The organism is Mesorhizobium erdmanii USDA 3471, assembly GCF_000472705.1.
GTDB lineage: Bacteria > Pseudomonadota > Alphaproteobacteria > Rhizobiales > Rhizobiaceae > Mesorhizobium > Mesorhizobium erdmanii.
Genome location: NZ_AXAE01000012.1, coordinates 276680 through 291950, shown reverse-complemented (window position 1 = coordinate 291950; position 15271 = coordinate 276680). Strand labels below are relative to the sequence as shown.

Below are 15271 nucleotides of genomic sequence, written 5' to 3'. Positions count from 1 at the left end.
CGATTGCATTATGCAATCAGTTTCAAGGTAAATCGACTGATTTGATATTGCAATCGGGTTTTTGGAGTGTGCGGCAACGGCCGGTCAGCCATGGCGATTGGCTCTTAGGAAAATGGGACCGAACGCAGCATGCCTCCCAGCCAACTCACTTCAATTCGCCTGGCTTTGCCGGCTCCTCATAAGGTCAAGGTCGGCGAGGTCCCAGCAGAAAGGCCGTAATCGTCGCGCTTGCGCACGCCGTCGCGACAACCGCCAAAACACCACCGGCACCCTTCTTTCGTGTTGTGCGAGATGCCAGCTGGTCTTCGGTGACAGCATCTTCTGGGGCGTCAGGGACCAAGCGACCCAGATCGGACCTGCTGCCATGTCGAATCGAAAATGCGCGAGTGAACTCGGCTCCGAGCAGAAAAATCTCGCACGAGTAATATACCCACAGCAGGATCACCAGGAGCCCGCCGGCGGCGCCATACGAGGAGGCGACCGCGCTTGTGCCGAGATACCAGCCGATCAGCGACTTTCCGATCGTGAACAGGGCAGCGGTCACTGCGGCACCGATAGCGACATCCCGCCATTCAAGCGTTCTATCCGGCAAGACTTTGTAGATGGCGGCAAACATCGCGGAGATCAGGACAAACGACACGGCGGTGTTGACTATGCTCAGCACGAACGTGCCGAACGGCAACTGAGCGTTGATGAACTGGCTGAGTCCGGAGATCGCCGCGCTTGCCGCCAGGGATACGAGCAGCATGAAACCGAGTGCGGCCACGAGTCCGAGGCTTGCTGCCCGGGCGCGCAAGAGGCGCGACAGCGAGCTTCCCTTCGGTTCAACCTTCCATATTCGGTTGAGCGACTGCTGCATTTCACCAAACACGCCGGAGGCGGTCACGAACAGGGTAGCCATGCCGACGATCGCCGCCACGGTTCCGGATGACTTGGCGGATGCCCCTTCCAGCGCGGTTTGCAGAAGACCGGCGCTTTCCGCTCCCATTAGACCCGAAATCTGGGCGGACAGCGCCAGTTGCGCGGCCTCGTGACCGAACGCCAGACCAGCGATTGCGACGACGATCAGCAGGACCGGCGCCAGCGACGTGGCGGCGTAGAAGGCCATCGCGGCGCCGTGACTAAGGGCGTCATCGTCGACAAAGCCGATCACGGCTTCTCGGACGAGGTCCCATAGCTCCTTCAATGAGAGTCGCATTTTAAGCCGCAAGTTGGAAACGAGTTGGCGGTTCCAGTGACGTCCAGTAGCAATGCTCCAGAACTTCCGATGTTCCGTCTGCATTGCAGGACAACTGCGAACGATCGCCCCTATCCGGTCGAACGTTGTCGCTCCAAAGTGAACGAGCTTGCTCCCTACCCCGCCGCCGCCACCTTCTTCGCCCCCAGCCGTGGCCGGCGCCGCTTGGCGACCAGCTTCAGCGCCACCGCCTGCTCCTTCGACAGCGCGCCCGTCACCGCATCGACCATGCCATGCGCCACGAAATCCGCGTTGATGTCATGGGCGAGGCTGGCGGCCGCTTGGCTGTCGTCGTTGCCGGCTTCGGACCAGAATACGATGCCCACCCGCAGCCCCGCTTTCGCGCGCTTCAGCCGGCGAACCAGGAAGCGGGCGTGCTTGACTGAATCCCGGTTGAGGAAGCCGACCACCACGGTGTCGATCGCCCCGAGGTCGAGGCGGCGGATGCTCGACGGCTCCATCTCGGCAAAGCCAGCCGTGGACGCGGCCGCGCCCTGGACTTCCAGCACCTGCGCCAGCATCGCGGCGGCGGCGTCGTCGAGTTCCCCTCGCCCGCCAGCGCACAGCACCGACAGGCCGGTGCCGTCGGGCAGATCGGCCGCCTCCTCGTCGCCGGCCTCGCCGTTCTCGTCCGCCTCCCCGCTCACTTCAGGCGCATCCTCCTCGACCGCTTCCTCCTTCGCATCCTCATCGAGATTGGCCACCAGCGTCAGCGCGCTGGCCGCCACTTGCCGTCTCTGCATATCGCCCATGACGCCGCGCATGCGGTCCCGCTCGCCCAAAAGAAGCGCCGGAATGGCCACCTTGTCGTAGAAGTCGACCAGATATTTTTCCTCGAGCATCTCCTCGGCATGATCGGTGGCTTCGTCCGGGTCGCCGGCCAGGAGCCGCTGGTAGAGACGTGCGTGAGGTTCCAGCACCGGCTCATTGCCGAACAGCACGTCGAGGAACTCGAACTGCGGCACGTGCCTGCCCAGCACCACCAGGCAGACGGTGAGCGGCGTCGACAGCACAAGCCCGAGCGGCCCCCACAGCCACGTCCAGAAGATCGCCGCGACGATGATCGCCAGCGGCGACAGCCCGGTTCGCGACCCGTAAAGCCAGGGTTCGACGACGTTGCCGGTGATGAGCTCCATCACCACGAACAAAGCGGCCGTCCACGCGACGAGCGCCCAGCCGGGCGCCACGGCCAGCGCCAGGAACAGCGGCAGAAGCATGCCGATGGCCGGGCCGATATAGGGAACGAAGCGCAGCGCCAGCGCCAGCATCCCCCACAGCAGGGCATTGGGAATGCCGAGCACCCACAGCCCGATGGCGATCGGTATGGCGTAGACGATGTTGACCACCAATTGCATGAGCAGATAGAGGCCGACCCTTTTTCCCGCGTCGCGAAGCGCCTCGGTGGTGCGGTGAAGGTCGCCATAGCCGACAAGCCGGATGAAGCGGTCGCGCAGATCCTCCCGTTCGAGCAGCATGAAGATGACGACGACGATGATCAGGCCGGCCGACCCGAGCGGGCTGATCAGCGGACCGACGATGTTCTGCAGGACCTCGAGCGGCTTTTCACGCGAGACGATCTCGACCGGCACCGGCTCGCGCGGCGGCTTGTCCGGCGTGGCGGCCGGCAACGTGGCGTCCTGCCTGTCGATCTCCTGGCCGACGCGCTCGACCACGCGACTCAATCTCGAAATGATCCCGCCGCCAACGCCGGTTTCCTTGAGCGAGCGGATCTTGGCCAGGATGTTGGTCTGGTAGACCGGAATGTTCTGCGCCAGTTCGCTGACCTGGGTCGCGACGATGAAGCTGAACAAGGCCAGAGCAGCAAAGGCGGCCAACACACTGGCGATAACGGCGGCGATCCGGGGAATGCCGACCCGTCTGAGCGCCGAGACGAGCGGCGCCAGCGCGAAGGTCAAAAGCAGCGCGATGGCGATCGGCAGGAACACTTCGCGCCCGAAATACAGCGCCGCCACCGTGGTTACGGTGGTCGCCACATTGGGCAAGGCGGTTCGCGGATGAGGCGCGGCGGGCGAAAGAATATCGTCCAGCCCCTGAGGCGTCGACGCAGCGCCGTTTCGACGATTGGCCACCATTGATGCCTCCCCTGCCGATTAGCATCGTCTGATATATTGAGCCGGCGCGCAACTTTGGCGGCAATGGGATGTCTCGCGGGACTTGGTCGGTGTCATGCGGACGGGCGCGGCCCGATTGCCAGGACCCACTCAGCGCTTCCTGGCGAAGAGCACAATACCGGCGGCGTTGGCGACCTTCAGCACTTTGCCCAGTTCGAGTGTCGGCTTGCCGTTCTCCAGCTCAGATAGAAAACGCCGGCCGACCCCGGCGAGATCGGCGAACTTTTGTTGCGAGAAATTCCCTCGTTTGCGGGCTTCGCGCACCAGCCGGCCGATATCCGCCGATGACGTTATGGTACTCGTCTGCTGGCGCCCTGTGGAAACCTGCGGGGTGGATTGCCCTGCGGTGTCGCCGCCATCGCTCATGGCCGAAGGGAGCCGGCGCCGCGGCGATACCGCGACAGGCTTTGCATCATTCAGGGTCAGCGTGTCTTCCAGGTCCTCATTGTGCTCGTTTGAGACGCCGTGAGCCGGAGCAATCGGTGTCAGCGGCCCGAACAAGTCACCCTGTTCGGTGACATGGGCAATTCGAGGAACGGACCCTGCGACGCGGCGGGCGATTTCGATCGCGCTCGGCGGCGCGGCGGTCGGAACAGGCGTGGTCGTCTTCGGCATAGGCTTGATCCCGGACGGGAACATAGCAAGCTTGGGATCGAGATTCAAGCTGGACTGCCCCCGATCGGGATCAGGATTTGCAGGCCAGACACCGTACGGGAGCAAATTTCAAGTCAAGTCTTTGCAGGATGCTCTGTTCCCGAACAGGAGCAGAGCGCGAGAGACGTGGAGCCCGCTCAGCGTGCCGCATGCCTGGCCAGCGCGTGCTCGATCAGCGCGTCGATCACCTCGCCATAGCCGATGCCGATCGCCGCCAGTGCCTTGGCGTACATGGAAATGTCGGTGAAGCCGGGCAGCGTGTTGACCTCGTTGACCAGCAGCGAACCGTCGGCGCGCAGGAAGAAGTCAACGCGCGCCATGGCCTCGCAGCCGAGCGCCCGGAAAGCCCGCGCTGCCATCTCCTTCGCTCTGTCGGCGACACCGGCCGGGACATCGGCGGGCACCTTGACCAGCGCGCCGTCGGCATCGAGATATTTGGCCTCATAGGTGTAGAACCCATGCTTGCCTGCCGGGATGATCTCGCCGGGCAGCGAAACCGTCAGCGAACCATCGGCCCGCTCCAGCACTGAACACTCGATTTCGCGGCCGTCGACGAATTCCTCGATCAGCGCCTTGCTGTCGTAGCGCAAGGCCGTTTCGACGGCCTCGTCGAAGCCATCCCTGTCGTTCACCTTGCTCACCCCGAAGGACGAACCCTGGCGCGCCGGCTTGGCGAAGAAAGGCAGCCCCAGCGCCCCGGCGACCTCCTGGAAGGAACCGACATCGCCTCTAAGCACGGTGACGGAGCGCGCGACCGAAAGGCCGGCCTCGCGCAGCAGCCGCTTGGCGACATCCTTGTCCATGGCGGCTGCCGAAGCCAGGATGCCGCAGCCGACATAGGCGACATCGGCAATTTCGGCATAGCCTTGCACCGAACCGTCCTCGCCGAACGGCCCGTGCAGCACGGGAAAGACGACATCGACCGGCGGCAGGTCAGTGTGCGCACCGTCATGCGGCGCGGCCACCAGCCTTCCCTTGCCGCCAGGCAACAGGGCAACCTCGATGCCATCCTCGGATACCGGAGCCCCTGCTCCGTCGCCGCCAGCCCCGGACGATTTTTGCAGCCGCCATCTGCCATCCCTGGAAATGGCGATCGGCACCACCTCGTAGCGCGTCCGGTCGATCGCCTTCAGCACATTGGCGGCCGAAAGGCGCGACACGTCATGCTCGGCCGAGCGCCCGCCATAGAGGATGGCTACTCTTGTCTTCCCGGTCATTGAAACCCCTCAAGAAAATCAAATGGTGACGGCAATGCCGCGATTGGCAAAGAAGCGGTCGAAATCGGCAGGCGCCAACACTGCGTTTGTCTGTGTGGCGCTGGTATGGCCGGATGGGTTGTGAAAGCGAAAACCGTCATCGGACGCCGCCGTCAACAGCACCAGATGCCCACCCTTCGACGGCGGCTCGCGCTCGGGCCAGCGGATCGAACTGCTGACCGAAGCGATGAAGAAGGATGACCGGCCAAGAATCGCCGGAATGTCCGCCGTCGCGACATTGGTCATCACCTGCGCCTGCAGGCCGAATTCCGCCTGCACGAAGCTGACGAAAGGCGCGTAGATCAGCCCCTTGATCGACCCGTCGTTGACGACATAGCCGCCATATGCGCTGCAGCGCCTCGCCAGTTCGATCGTCGGCACGATCTCGCCGCGCGTCGCCAGGATCATTTTCAGGCACGCCATGCCGCAGATGTTGGCGGCCCAGACCGCGTATTCGTCCAGCGTTTCCGCGCCTGAGCCGCGCCACAGCGGATCGCGCCTGAGCGCGGCCTCCGCGCCATCCGCGAGCACCGCCAGCGTCATGTCGGGCGTTTCCCACTGGCTGAAAAACGGCACGGCTTCAGGCAACGGACTCATTCGGCTCCTCGAGGCAGCTCAATCCAATCTCGTATACGAGGATACGAGAAATGAAAAGCCACTTGGAAGGGTGATCTCCCCTGAAGCCGCGTTCCGGCTAGCCGGTCCTTGTGGACGGCGTCGACAGAGATCAAGCTCCGGGACTGTGTCCGCCGCGCTCGCCCCTTACTTCGTGTTGATCACCGAAGCGGCCCCGTGGGTGTCCATTGTCGCGCCGTTGCGGTCTTCGTCGAACAGCGTCTCGCTGCCGAAGCTGGCGCGCAGCCCGATGACGAACTTATTGGCCTTGATGCCTTCGGTGGACGTTTCGAACTTCCTCTGTTCGAATTCGTAGCGTCCGAACACCGCCCATGGCGTTTCGTCGAACCGGTACATCGCCTGGACGGCGGCACCGACCACGTGCTCGCTGGTGCCGTTGTAGTCTGTTTGGTTGAAGTCGAGCTCCGCATCGAGCCGAAGGTTCTTCTGGACGAAATAGCGCGCCACGCCGCGCACGCCCCACTGGTCGCCATGAAAGTCGTTGATGGTGAGCTGGCCGACGCTGGCCTGGCCGTAAAGGGTAAGATTGCCGAGATAGAGCTGGGCTTCCGGGCCGATTGCATAGTTGTTTACGGTCACGCCGGTTTGGCCAATCGATGCGTAGGAGACGAAAAGGCCGGCGGCGAACGTGTCGGGATCGCGATAGTAGCCATGGATCGCGCCGCGCGTGTCGTCCAGGGGGTCATAGTGACCCCATATGCGGTTGTAGGTCAGGTCGCCCTGCAGGTTCCAGCGCTGGGCAAAGGCAATGTTGACGCGGGCGGCGCCGCCACCGGCCCGGGTCGTGTAGTCGTCGCCGACAAAGCGGAGGCCGCCGAGATACAGTTCGCCGTAACCCGAAATATGCGGCGTCGTCATCGCCCCGCCGGCGAGCGGCGGCAAGGCGTCAGCGGCGAAAGCGGAGGTCGTGGCGGCCAGCGACGCGACGACGAGTGAAAAGCGATGCATTGAAGCCCCCGAAGATGAATCCCGGATCCCACGTCCGGTCGAAGATGACGGTTAAACCGGCCCGCCGCCACGGCCGGCCCTTCCCAACCCTGGGTGTTGCATTGTTCGCCGTCCCGCGTCTTGGGCTGGACCGCATGCGAATTGTCCTGGAATGCGCTGCCGCGCTTGGCGCGCCGCTGTGGCCGTTCGGCATCGGTCGACCCCCCGGCCGGCGGGACAGTCCCGGTCACAATTTGTAGGCGATGCCGAGCCGGATATCATGCGTCCGCAATTCGATCGCATCGGGCTTTATGGGGGGCCCATCGAAGGTCGAGTGGCGTATGGAGACATGGCGGCCGAAATCGGCAAAGCGATATTCGCCCCGGACCACCCAATTGTCGGTGACGGCATATTCGGCGCCGGCGCCCAGCGCATAGCCCGCGATGGTGTCCTCGACATCGGCATAGACATCTTCGCTCGGAAGGAAGGCAGTGCTGTGCTTGTAGTGCGTCACCGCCACGCCGGCGGTGACGAAGGGAAGCCACCGATCCATCGCGTAGCCCGCCCTCAGCCGAGCGGATCCGATCGCGTTCAGTTCCAGCACACCGCCGAAGCCGGGATCATCGACCCCCAGCGCCTGATAGACGGTCGTATCCTTGCGATTTGCAAAGTTGTAGTCGCCCTCGATGCCCAGGACCAGGCCGCCGTCCAACTGCTTCATATAGCCGGCATAAAGGCCGCCGAAGCCGCCCGACAGGCTGCCGTAGTCCCAGCCGTAGCCGTCAAAACTGTCAGGCGCGAAAGTCTGGCCAACCCTTGCTTCGCCCCATCCGTATCCGGCCTGTGCCCCTATATAGGCGCCGGACCAGTTGTAGGCGGCGGCAGGCAAGGTCGCGCCGTCGTCAGCGGCTGAAGCCATGCCGGCGGATGCAAGCAGGAAGGCGGCGGCGAGAAGAAACGTTTTCATTGCTTGTCCGAGGTCCCCGACATGATCGCCGCCGCGGAGAGCGTCCACAGCGATACGTCGTGGTGTTGCACTGTTCGCTGCCCGGCGTCTTGGGCTGGACCGCACCGGACTTGTCTCCGGGCGCGCCGTGATGCTTTCCCGTCTGGTGTGGCCGTTGCGCACACCGGACGAGGCAGACCCTTGGATGCTCTATCTGGCGCCGCTCGGCGTCGAGCCGAAGCGGCGACGGAAGCAGCGGTTGAAATAGGAAACGTCGGAGAAGCCGCTCAGCAGCGCGATCTCGCTGATCCGCATCCGGTCGTTGCGCCTGTCGCTGAGCATCCGGTGGGCCCTTTGCAGGCGCAGTTCGAGAATGCGTTCGGCGAAGCTGGCACCGCTTTCCTGCAGCAGATCATGGACATAACGCACGGAGAGCCGCAACTGCTGGGCGACTTGCTGGGCAGAGATGGCAGGATCGGCGAAGTTGTCGCGGATCTTGTCCAGTATGGCCTGCAGCCGTGCCGCGCGCAGGCCGCGCATGCCCGCAAGTTCGGCTGGATCGCCCTTGGCGCCGATCGCCAGGCCGATCAGGTCGACGATCGTTTCGGTGGCATGGGTGATGAGTTCAGGTGAAACCAGGACCGGACCTGCTTCCAGGAAGCTGCAATAGCGCCGGAGCATGGCCAGCGCCTCATTGTCGGCAGCCACGGTCAACGCCAGCCGGTCGTCGGCATGGGCGAAAGCATTCTCCAGTATCTCGCGCGGGACGACGATGTTGGCCCAGACATTGCTGTCGCCGCCACTCATTTCCAGCGCTTCGGAGGCCGAGACCAGTGCGGCCTCCCCCTTGCCCACGCTGTAGTCGCGGCCGACCTGGGCGCCGCTCAGCCTGGTGTCGCCATTGTTGATCAACAGGAGGTAGCCGTCACGGCCATCGTCGGCGATGTTGCGAGTCTTGCGGCTGGCATGCTGGATCGTTCCGGCCATCTGCCCGAGCACCAGCGGCCCGACCGGCATGGCCTCGATGGCCGCGGCGAAGGACCGGTTGGCCGAGATGGCGTATTCGACCGACCAGATCTCGGCGACATGGATATCCTGCCAGAGCGCGAACCGCGCGCGATCGTCCAGATATGACGGCAGATCGACTGAGGAGAAGACGTTCTTTTTCAGTGTAACCGCACCTTCCCGCACCTTCCAGAGACCACACCCTATGGAACTTGCTTATGTCTTGTCCAGAGTCGGTAATATCTGTGCTTTGCAAGACAATTTCATTGCCGTCCCGGTCAAGGATGTGCCGAAAATCGGCGTTCGAGATTTCAGAAATGCTCGGAAATATCCAAGAGCACGGGAATCATCTGGGTTGTCGAACCGCCAGCTAGGCGCGATGCTTGACCGAGCCCGTCCGTGCGGATCGGCGGCTATTCGTCTAGGTTAAATCTGCGCCTGCGGCACGGCTTCTGGCAGCGCGTTCATAGGGTTCTCGGACAGCTCGCATCAAAAATGCAAGACACGTTAGGCCCTGTCTCGAAATGCGCTTCCAACACCCGCTTCGTCATCCTATGGCGGAGCAAGGAGCGAAGCGACGCCGCGCAGACCATAGGATCCATGCCGCGACTTTCGAGAGCTACAGCGGTGCGGAATTCTGCTCAGCTGCGCCCTTCGTTCGAGGTCGCGGCATGGATCCCAGGGTCTCCGCGACGGAGCTGCGCTCCTGCTTCGCCCAGGGATGACGAACGTAGCGAGCTACGCCAACCCTGAATGAACGCTACCGGCGCATCGCGCGCGGCCTACTCGACCTTCGTCCAGCCGAAGACCAGCCAGGCGTATTTCGACTTTTCATCGGGTTCGGCGGTATAGGTCATCTGGATATCGCCGTCCTTGGCGTAGATATCGAGCCGGGGCGCCGTGTCCAGCTTGAGCCACAGCGAACTCTTGCTGAAGGACCAGGTTCCGCACCAGACGCAAGGCGCCGAGGTCGGATCGCCGGGCTGATGAAAATTGTAGCGGCCGTCCGCCGTGATCTCGAGATAGTCGAAGGCTGTGTAGAAATTGGTCACCGTCTGCTGGAACTCATTGGCCGCCGCTTCCTGTTCCGGCGTCGGTGCGTCCGTCATGTCGCGCGGCGGCCGGATGGCCCCACCGGCGAGCTTCCATTTGCCGACGAAGTCCTTCTGCGTCGGAAGATATTCCTCCTGGGCCTGGACGGTTAATGTATAAGTAATAGATAATATATTTGCCAGAGCCGTGGTTCCAATCACAAGGAACAGCGTGGCGGCACAGATCGCCCTGGTTGATTTTTGCATGAAATATATTTCTCCACGATGGGATAATGATGTTTCTGTCAGGCATTTTATTGAGAAATTGGCGACGTTCCTTGCTTAGGCGCCGATTCCTGCCGCCATTCGCACGGTTAGCATTGGCGCCGTCAATCTGGCAACGCAAAGGACGGCAACGTGCACGCCGTTGGATCGGGGCGCACGTCGCCGGCTGGCTGCCAGACCAAGCTTCCGGGCAGTCTCCTAGCCAGGCAGTGTCCTAAAAGGTGATCTTGACCGACGCGGCACTGCGCCGGTGCGGACCGTGATGGACGGCCTCGATGTTGTTGCCGTCCGGATCGAGCAGGAAGGCGGCGTAGTAGCCGGGATGATAGGGCCGCTCGCCCGGCGCGCCATTGTCCTTGCCGCCGGCCGCCAGCCCTGCCTTGTGGAAGGCATCGACCATGGCGTGATCCCTGGCCTGGAAAGCCAGATGGTGACGGCCGGTGAGCTCTCCCTGTGCGGCTCGACTGTCGGCGCTGGCGATGAACAGCTCATCGCACCAGAAATAATCCTCGCCGGTGCCGCCGATCGGCACGTCGAGAGCCTGGAATACGGCCTCGTAGAAACGCCGGCTGGCGGCGAGGTCCCTCACCACGAGCTGGATGTGATCGATAAGCCGGCCGCGATGCAGTTCCTGCGTTTCCATGAAAGTTCCTCCTCGCAAGGGGCGAATTTAGGCCCCGACTGAACACCGTCAATGTGGAGGACCCGGTGCGGAGCCGCCGGCACATCGATCTGCTGACAACCGCCGACAATTCTCAGGCCTTGAGGGAACCTTCTGCCCAAAGTGAAGTTTGGTGGCGCGGCGGGAGGAAAAGCGCTTGGACAGTTTTCAGAGACTCGAGGCGCTCGTCGACAGCGCCGGTGTCGGTGACGTCGAGGAGGCAACCGCCCTGCTGCGGCGGTTCAAGGGCAAGTCGCAGACGCTCACCACCGCCATCGACGAGTTCATGCTCGACTTCATGACATTGGTCTTCGTCGTCGAAACCCGCGAGGACAAGTTCGAAAAGCCGATCCGCAAGCTGGCGCGCGCCAGACTTGCGAAGCTCAGGCAGCTGGTCAACGTGACAGCTTAGGGGTGCCGCCTTTCGACGAGGGTTTCAGCCCTTGAGCAGTGCCGCCAGTCGCGGAATGCCCTCGGCCACCGCGCGGCGGTCGGCCAGCGTGAAGGAGAGCCGCAGCGTGTTGCGCCCGCTGCCGTCGGCGTAGAAGGCGTTGCCGGGGACGAAGGCGACGCGCGCCTCCTTCACCGATCGTGCCAACAGCGCGGTGGCGTCGGCCCCTTCCGGCAGCGTCACCCAGACGAACATGCCGCCTTCCGGGCGGCTCCAGGTCACGCCATCCGGCATGTTGGCCTCTAGCGCGCCAAGCAGGTTGTCGCGGCGCTCGCGATAGGCGCCGATCAGCTTGTCGACCTGGCGATCGAACACGGATTCGGCGACGCGGTGCATGACCATCTGGTTGATCGACGGGCTGTGCAGATCGGAGGCCTGCTTCATCAGCACCAGTTTCTCCACCACGTGGCGCGGCCCGCACACCCAGCCGACCCTCATGCCCGGCGACAGGATTTTCGAGAACGAGCCGCAATAGAGCGTGCGCGCTTTGTCGATGCCGCCGGATCTCGCGCAGTCGAGCGCCAGGATCGGCGGCACGCCCTCGCCGTCATAGCGCAGCGCCCGATACGCGGCGTCCTCGATGACGGCGATGTCGAGTTCGCCGGCAAGGTCGAGCACCGCTTCGCGCTGCTTTCTGTCCAGCGTGTTGCCGGTCGGGTTGGCGAAGTCCGGCACCAGATAGGCGAATTTGACCTTGCCGCCATTCGCGGCGGCAGCGGCGTGATAGGCCGCCGGCGTCATGTTGCCGCCTTCGGGCCGCAGCCGGTCGTAGCGCGGCTCATAGGCATTGAACGCCTGCAGCGCGCCGAGATAGGTCGGCCATGTCACCAGCGCGGTGTCGCCGGGCGACAGGAACAGCTTGCCGAGATAATCCAGCGCCTGCTGCGAGCCGGAGGTGATGAAGATGTTGGCCTCGTCACAGGCGACGCCGAGCTTGCCCATCTGCCCGGCGATCCAGCGCCGTAGCGGCAGATAGCCTTCCGAGACCTGGTACTGCAGCGCCGCGCCGGCTTCGGCGCCGCCGAGCACCTCGGCATAGGCGTCGCGGATGGCGTCGGCCGGAAACAGCGAAGGGTCGGGAATGCCGCCGGCGAACGAAATGATATCAGGCTGGTCGAGCAGCTTCAAAAGCTCGCGGATTTCGGAGGCTTTCATGCGCGAAGAGCGCGAAGCCAGGAGGTTCAAAAGGGTCAAGTCACGCCTCCCCAGACGATTTTCATATAGGTCAACCTAGCTGACCTATATCCGCTTTGCCGGCCAATTTGAATAGGGCCTGAAGGCCTAGCGGTATACGCCAGTCGCCGCTAGGGCGGAACGCCTACAAGGTCTTCTTGTAGCCGATATGGCTGCCGGTGAAGCCGAGGCTGTCATAAAAGCGGTGCGCATCCGCCCGCCCCTTGTCGGTGGTCAGCTGGACGACACTACAGCCACGCGCCCGGCATTGATCGATCGCCCATTCGAACATTTTCTTGCCAATACCGCCCGAACGCCTGCCGCTGGCGACACGGACCGCCTCGATCTGCCCGCGCCAGGCGCCTTTTCGCGAAAGCCCGGCCAGGAAGGTGATCTGCAACGTACCGATCACCTCACCGCCATCCACGGCCACCGCGAGCAGCTGGTTGAGGTCGGCATCGATGGCGTCGAAGGCATCGACATAACCCTGCGCCAACGGCAACGAAGCATCCTCGCGGCCAGCCCCCAGCGGGTCGTCGGCCAGCATGGCGACGATGGCAGGCAGGTCGGAGGCTTTCGCCTTGCGGAAGGTGATCATGGTGACGGGATAGCGCGAGGCGGTGGTGGCGGCAAGCTCGCGCTCTTTCTTCTCCCTCAAGGGAGGAGGAAGAGCGCTGATTAGCCATCGCCCTCATAAGCAGCCTGCGCCTGCATCAGCGCCCGGTCCAGCCGCTCGCCCTCCGCATACCCAGCCAGGTTCCCCGGCCGCTCGATACCGGGCAGCAGCCTGGGGCACGGCTCGGCCGCGCCGATCACCATGCGCACCGGGATGACGCCGGCCCAGACCGGATGGCCATAATCCTCCTCGTCGTCGGCGACACCCTTGGCGCGCACCTTCGCCGATGCTTCCTCGATGCGCATGCCGATCACCATCGTCGCCTTGGCTTCCTGCGCCGAGATCGGCCGCAAGGTCTCGCTGCGGCCGGGATAGAAACGATCGACGACGCCGGCCAGCGCCTTCATCTTCTCCTCCGGCTCGTCGATGATCCCAGCGGTGCCGAAGCACATCGCCGAGCGGTAGTTGGCGGAATGGTTGAAGCCGGTGCGCGCCAGCACCAGCCCGTCGAGATGCGACACGGTGAGGCAGGCCGGCGTACCGCCGCGCAGCTGGCGCAGCATGCGGCTGGCGGATGAACCGTGCCAATAGAGCATGTCGCCCTCGCGCCAGTGGATCGTCGGCGTGCAGTAGGGCTGGCCGTCGAAATTGTAGGCGACATGGCACATCAGCCCGGCATCCAGCACCGCGAAGACCGCCGCATGGTCGTAGCTGCCCCGCTCGTGCAGGCGCTTGACCCGGTTGCGGCTGGTGGTCGGAAAACTGGCGGCGACGTCGTTCACAGCTTGCATCCTCAACTATTGTCTGCCAACCATGCGCCATGCCATTGGTCGAAAAAAGAACCAATCAAGAGAATAAAATTCAGACCAATCCGCCGGATTGGTCGGCACTGATTCCGGTCCTGCCGGGCGACGGCCCGCGCAGCCGCGAGCTCTATGCGGCGCTCCGGCGGCTGATCGAGACCGGCGCCTTGGCCGCCGGCGCCAAATTGCCGACCACCCGCGATCTGGCGGGGCGCTTCGGCCTGTCGCGCTCGGCGGCGGTCGCCTGTTTCGAAATGCTCATCTCTGAAGGCTTTGCGGTCGCCAAGGTCGGCGCCGGCACCTTCGTCGCGCGCGACGTACCGTATCTGCCGACGACACTGGCCAAGGCGCGCCCGCCGGAGATCGACGTCGCCGCCTCGCTGCCTTGCGGCCTTGGCGTGGCGGTGTCCGACCCGCGCACGCTCGACCTGTTCCGCATCCTGCTGTCGCGCCACCTCGCCCGCCCCGGTCCAGAGCATTTCCGCTATGGCGACCCGCGCGGCGGCATCGCGCTGCGCACCGCGATTGCCAAGTATCTCAGGACCGCTCGCGGCGTACGCTGCGATGCCGGCCAGATCGTGCTAACCTCGGGCACGCAACAGGGGCTCGACCTCCTGGTACGAGCCGCGATCCGCCCAGGTGACGCCGTGTGGATCGAAAACCCCTGTTACCCCATGGCCCATGCCGCGCTGGCTGGCAGCGGCGCCAGGGTCGCCGCCGTGCCAGTGGACAGCGAGGGGCTTGATCCCGAGATCGGCGCGCGCCTGTATCCGAAGGCACGCGCGGCCTATGTCACGCCCTCGCACCAATATCCGCTCGGCGTGACGATGACGATGCGCCGCCGCCTCGCCTTGCTCGACTGGGCGCGGCGCAACGACGCCTGGATCTTCGAGGACGATTACGACAGCGAGTTCCGTTATGCCGGGCCACCGCTGACCTCGCTGCAAGGCATGGATGGCGCGGACCGCGTCGCATATCTCGGCACGTTTTCGAAAGTGCTCTTCCCCGGACTGCGCATCGGCTATGTCGTGGTGCCGGAGCCGCTGCTCGATGCCGTGATGGCGGTGCGGGCGCGCGCCGACCGCTACCCCTCGACACTCGCCGAAGGCGCGCTGACCGATCTCTTGAACGAAGGCCACTTCGCCGCGCATCTCAGGCGCGTGCGCCGCCGCGTGCAAGCCGCGCGCGACGCGCTGGTCGCCGGCCTCGAGGCGCATTGCGGCGATATGCTTGACGTCACGGTGCCCGAACAGGGGCTGCATCTGATGGCGATGCTGAAGGGCGGCCCGGACACCGCGATCGTCGAGGCGGCGAAGGCCGTGGGCGTCGGCGCCCGGGCACTGTCCTCGATGTTCATCGACGGGGTGCCGAGGCACGGGCTGGTGCTGGGGTTTTCGGGGTTCTCGGACGAGGAATTGAGGGCGGCGACGGCAAGGTTAGGTGGGGTGATGCGATAGC

At 64.0% G+C, this 15271-nt stretch carries 15 protein-coding genes; 2 read left to right on the top strand and 13 right to left on the bottom strand.

Annotation, left to right across the window (positions count from 1 at the left end):
- Positions 1-184: 184 nt before the first annotated feature.
- The 10 genes from A3AU_RS0108800 to A3AU_RS0108755 all read right to left on the bottom strand — a co-directional run bounded on the left by A3AU_RS0108800 (position 185) and on the right by A3AU_RS0108755 (position 10752).
- Positions 185-1282, bottom strand: a complete 1098-nt coding sequence (locus A3AU_RS0108800; RefSeq protein ID WP_418001064.1) for a YihY/virulence factor BrkB family protein — start codon at positions 1280-1282, stop codon at positions 185-187.
- Between the two features lie 71 nt (positions 1283-1353).
- Entirely contained in the window at positions 1354-3330 is a 1977-nt protein-coding gene (locus A3AU_RS0108795) for an AI-2E family transporter (RefSeq protein WP_027052472.1), read from the bottom strand.
- A 129-nt stretch (positions 3331-3459) separates the two neighbouring features.
- The gene (locus A3AU_RS1000000140290; RefSeq protein WP_245235442.1) at positions 3460-4032 is read right to left on the bottom strand and encodes a helix-turn-helix transcriptional regulator; all 573 of its coding nucleotides are present in this window, start codon (positions 4030-4032) and stop codon (positions 3460-3462) included.
- 128 nt (positions 4033-4160) lie between these two features.
- Positions 4161-5240, bottom strand: coding sequence for a D-alanine--D-alanine ligase family protein (locus A3AU_RS0108785; RefSeq protein ID WP_027052470.1), 1080 nt, complete (start codon positions 5238-5240; stop codon positions 4161-4163).
- 18 nt (positions 5241-5258) lie between these two features.
- On the bottom strand, positions 5259-5876 hold the full coding sequence (locus A3AU_RS0108780; protein WP_027052469.1) for a C39 family peptidase: 618 nt from the start codon (positions 5874-5876) through the stop codon (positions 5259-5261).
- A gap of 165 nt (positions 5877-6041) precedes the next feature.
- Positions 6042-6863 carry an outer membrane beta-barrel protein gene (locus A3AU_RS0108775; RefSeq protein ID WP_027052468.1) on the bottom strand — a complete coding sequence of 274 codons (822 nt, stop codon included), beginning with the start codon at positions 6861-6863 and terminating at the stop codon, positions 6042-6044.
- A 226-nt stretch (positions 6864-7089) separates the two neighbouring features.
- Positions 7090-7809 (bottom strand): outer membrane protein, encoded by a 720-nt coding sequence (locus tag A3AU_RS0108770; RefSeq protein WP_027052467.1) that lies wholly within the window; start codon positions 7807-7809, stop codon positions 7090-7092.
- 189 nt (positions 7810-7998) lie between these two features.
- Complete coding sequence (locus A3AU_RS0108765) at positions 7999-8979, bottom strand: AraC family transcriptional regulator (RefSeq protein WP_245235441.1); 981 nt, start codon at positions 8977-8979, stop codon at positions 7999-8001.
- A 596-nt stretch (positions 8980-9575) separates the two neighbouring features.
- The gene (locus A3AU_RS0108760) at positions 9576-10091 is read right to left on the bottom strand and encodes a hypothetical protein (protein WP_027052465.1); all 516 of its coding nucleotides are present in this window, start codon (positions 10089-10091) and stop codon (positions 9576-9578) included.
- Positions 10092-10323: 232 nt separating this feature from the next.
- Entirely contained in the window at positions 10324-10752 is a 429-nt protein-coding gene (locus A3AU_RS0108755) for a VOC family protein (protein ID WP_027052464.1), read from the bottom strand.
- Between the two features lie 175 nt (positions 10753-10927).
- Between A3AU_RS0108755 and A3AU_RS0108750 the strand changes: the two genes are divergently transcribed.
- Complete coding sequence (locus A3AU_RS0108750) at positions 10928-11182, top strand: hypothetical protein (RefSeq protein ID WP_245235440.1); 255 nt, start codon at positions 10928-10930, stop codon at positions 11180-11182.
- 24 nt (positions 11183-11206) lie between these two features.
- On the opposite strand, the gene A3AU_RS0108745 is transcribed toward A3AU_RS0108750, so the two are convergent.
- From A3AU_RS0108745 to A3AU_RS0108735, 3 genes are all read right to left on the bottom strand, one after another.
- Complete coding sequence (locus A3AU_RS0108745; protein WP_051355326.1) at positions 11207-12376, bottom strand: aminotransferase-like domain-containing protein; 1170 nt, start codon at positions 12374-12376, stop codon at positions 11207-11209.
- Between the two features lie 163 nt (positions 12377-12539).
- Positions 12540-12992 carry a GNAT family N-acetyltransferase gene (locus A3AU_RS0108740; protein ID WP_027052461.1) on the bottom strand — a complete coding sequence of 151 codons (453 nt, stop codon included), beginning with the start codon at positions 12990-12992 and terminating at the stop codon, positions 12540-12542.
- Positions 12993-13072: 80 nt separating this feature from the next.
- Positions 13073-13792: a pyridoxamine 5'-phosphate oxidase family protein gene (locus A3AU_RS0108735; RefSeq protein ID WP_027052460.1), complete on the bottom strand. Its 720-nt coding sequence runs from the start codon at positions 13790-13792 to the stop codon at positions 13073-13075.
- A gap of 38 nt (positions 13793-13830) precedes the next feature.
- Between A3AU_RS0108735 and pdxR the strand changes: the two genes are divergently transcribed.
- Positions 13831-15270 (top strand): MocR-like pyridoxine biosynthesis transcription factor PdxR, encoded by a 1440-nt coding sequence (gene pdxR, locus A3AU_RS0108730; RefSeq protein WP_027052459.1) that lies wholly within the window; start codon positions 13831-13833, stop codon positions 15268-15270.
- Position 15271 lies beyond the last annotated feature (1 nt).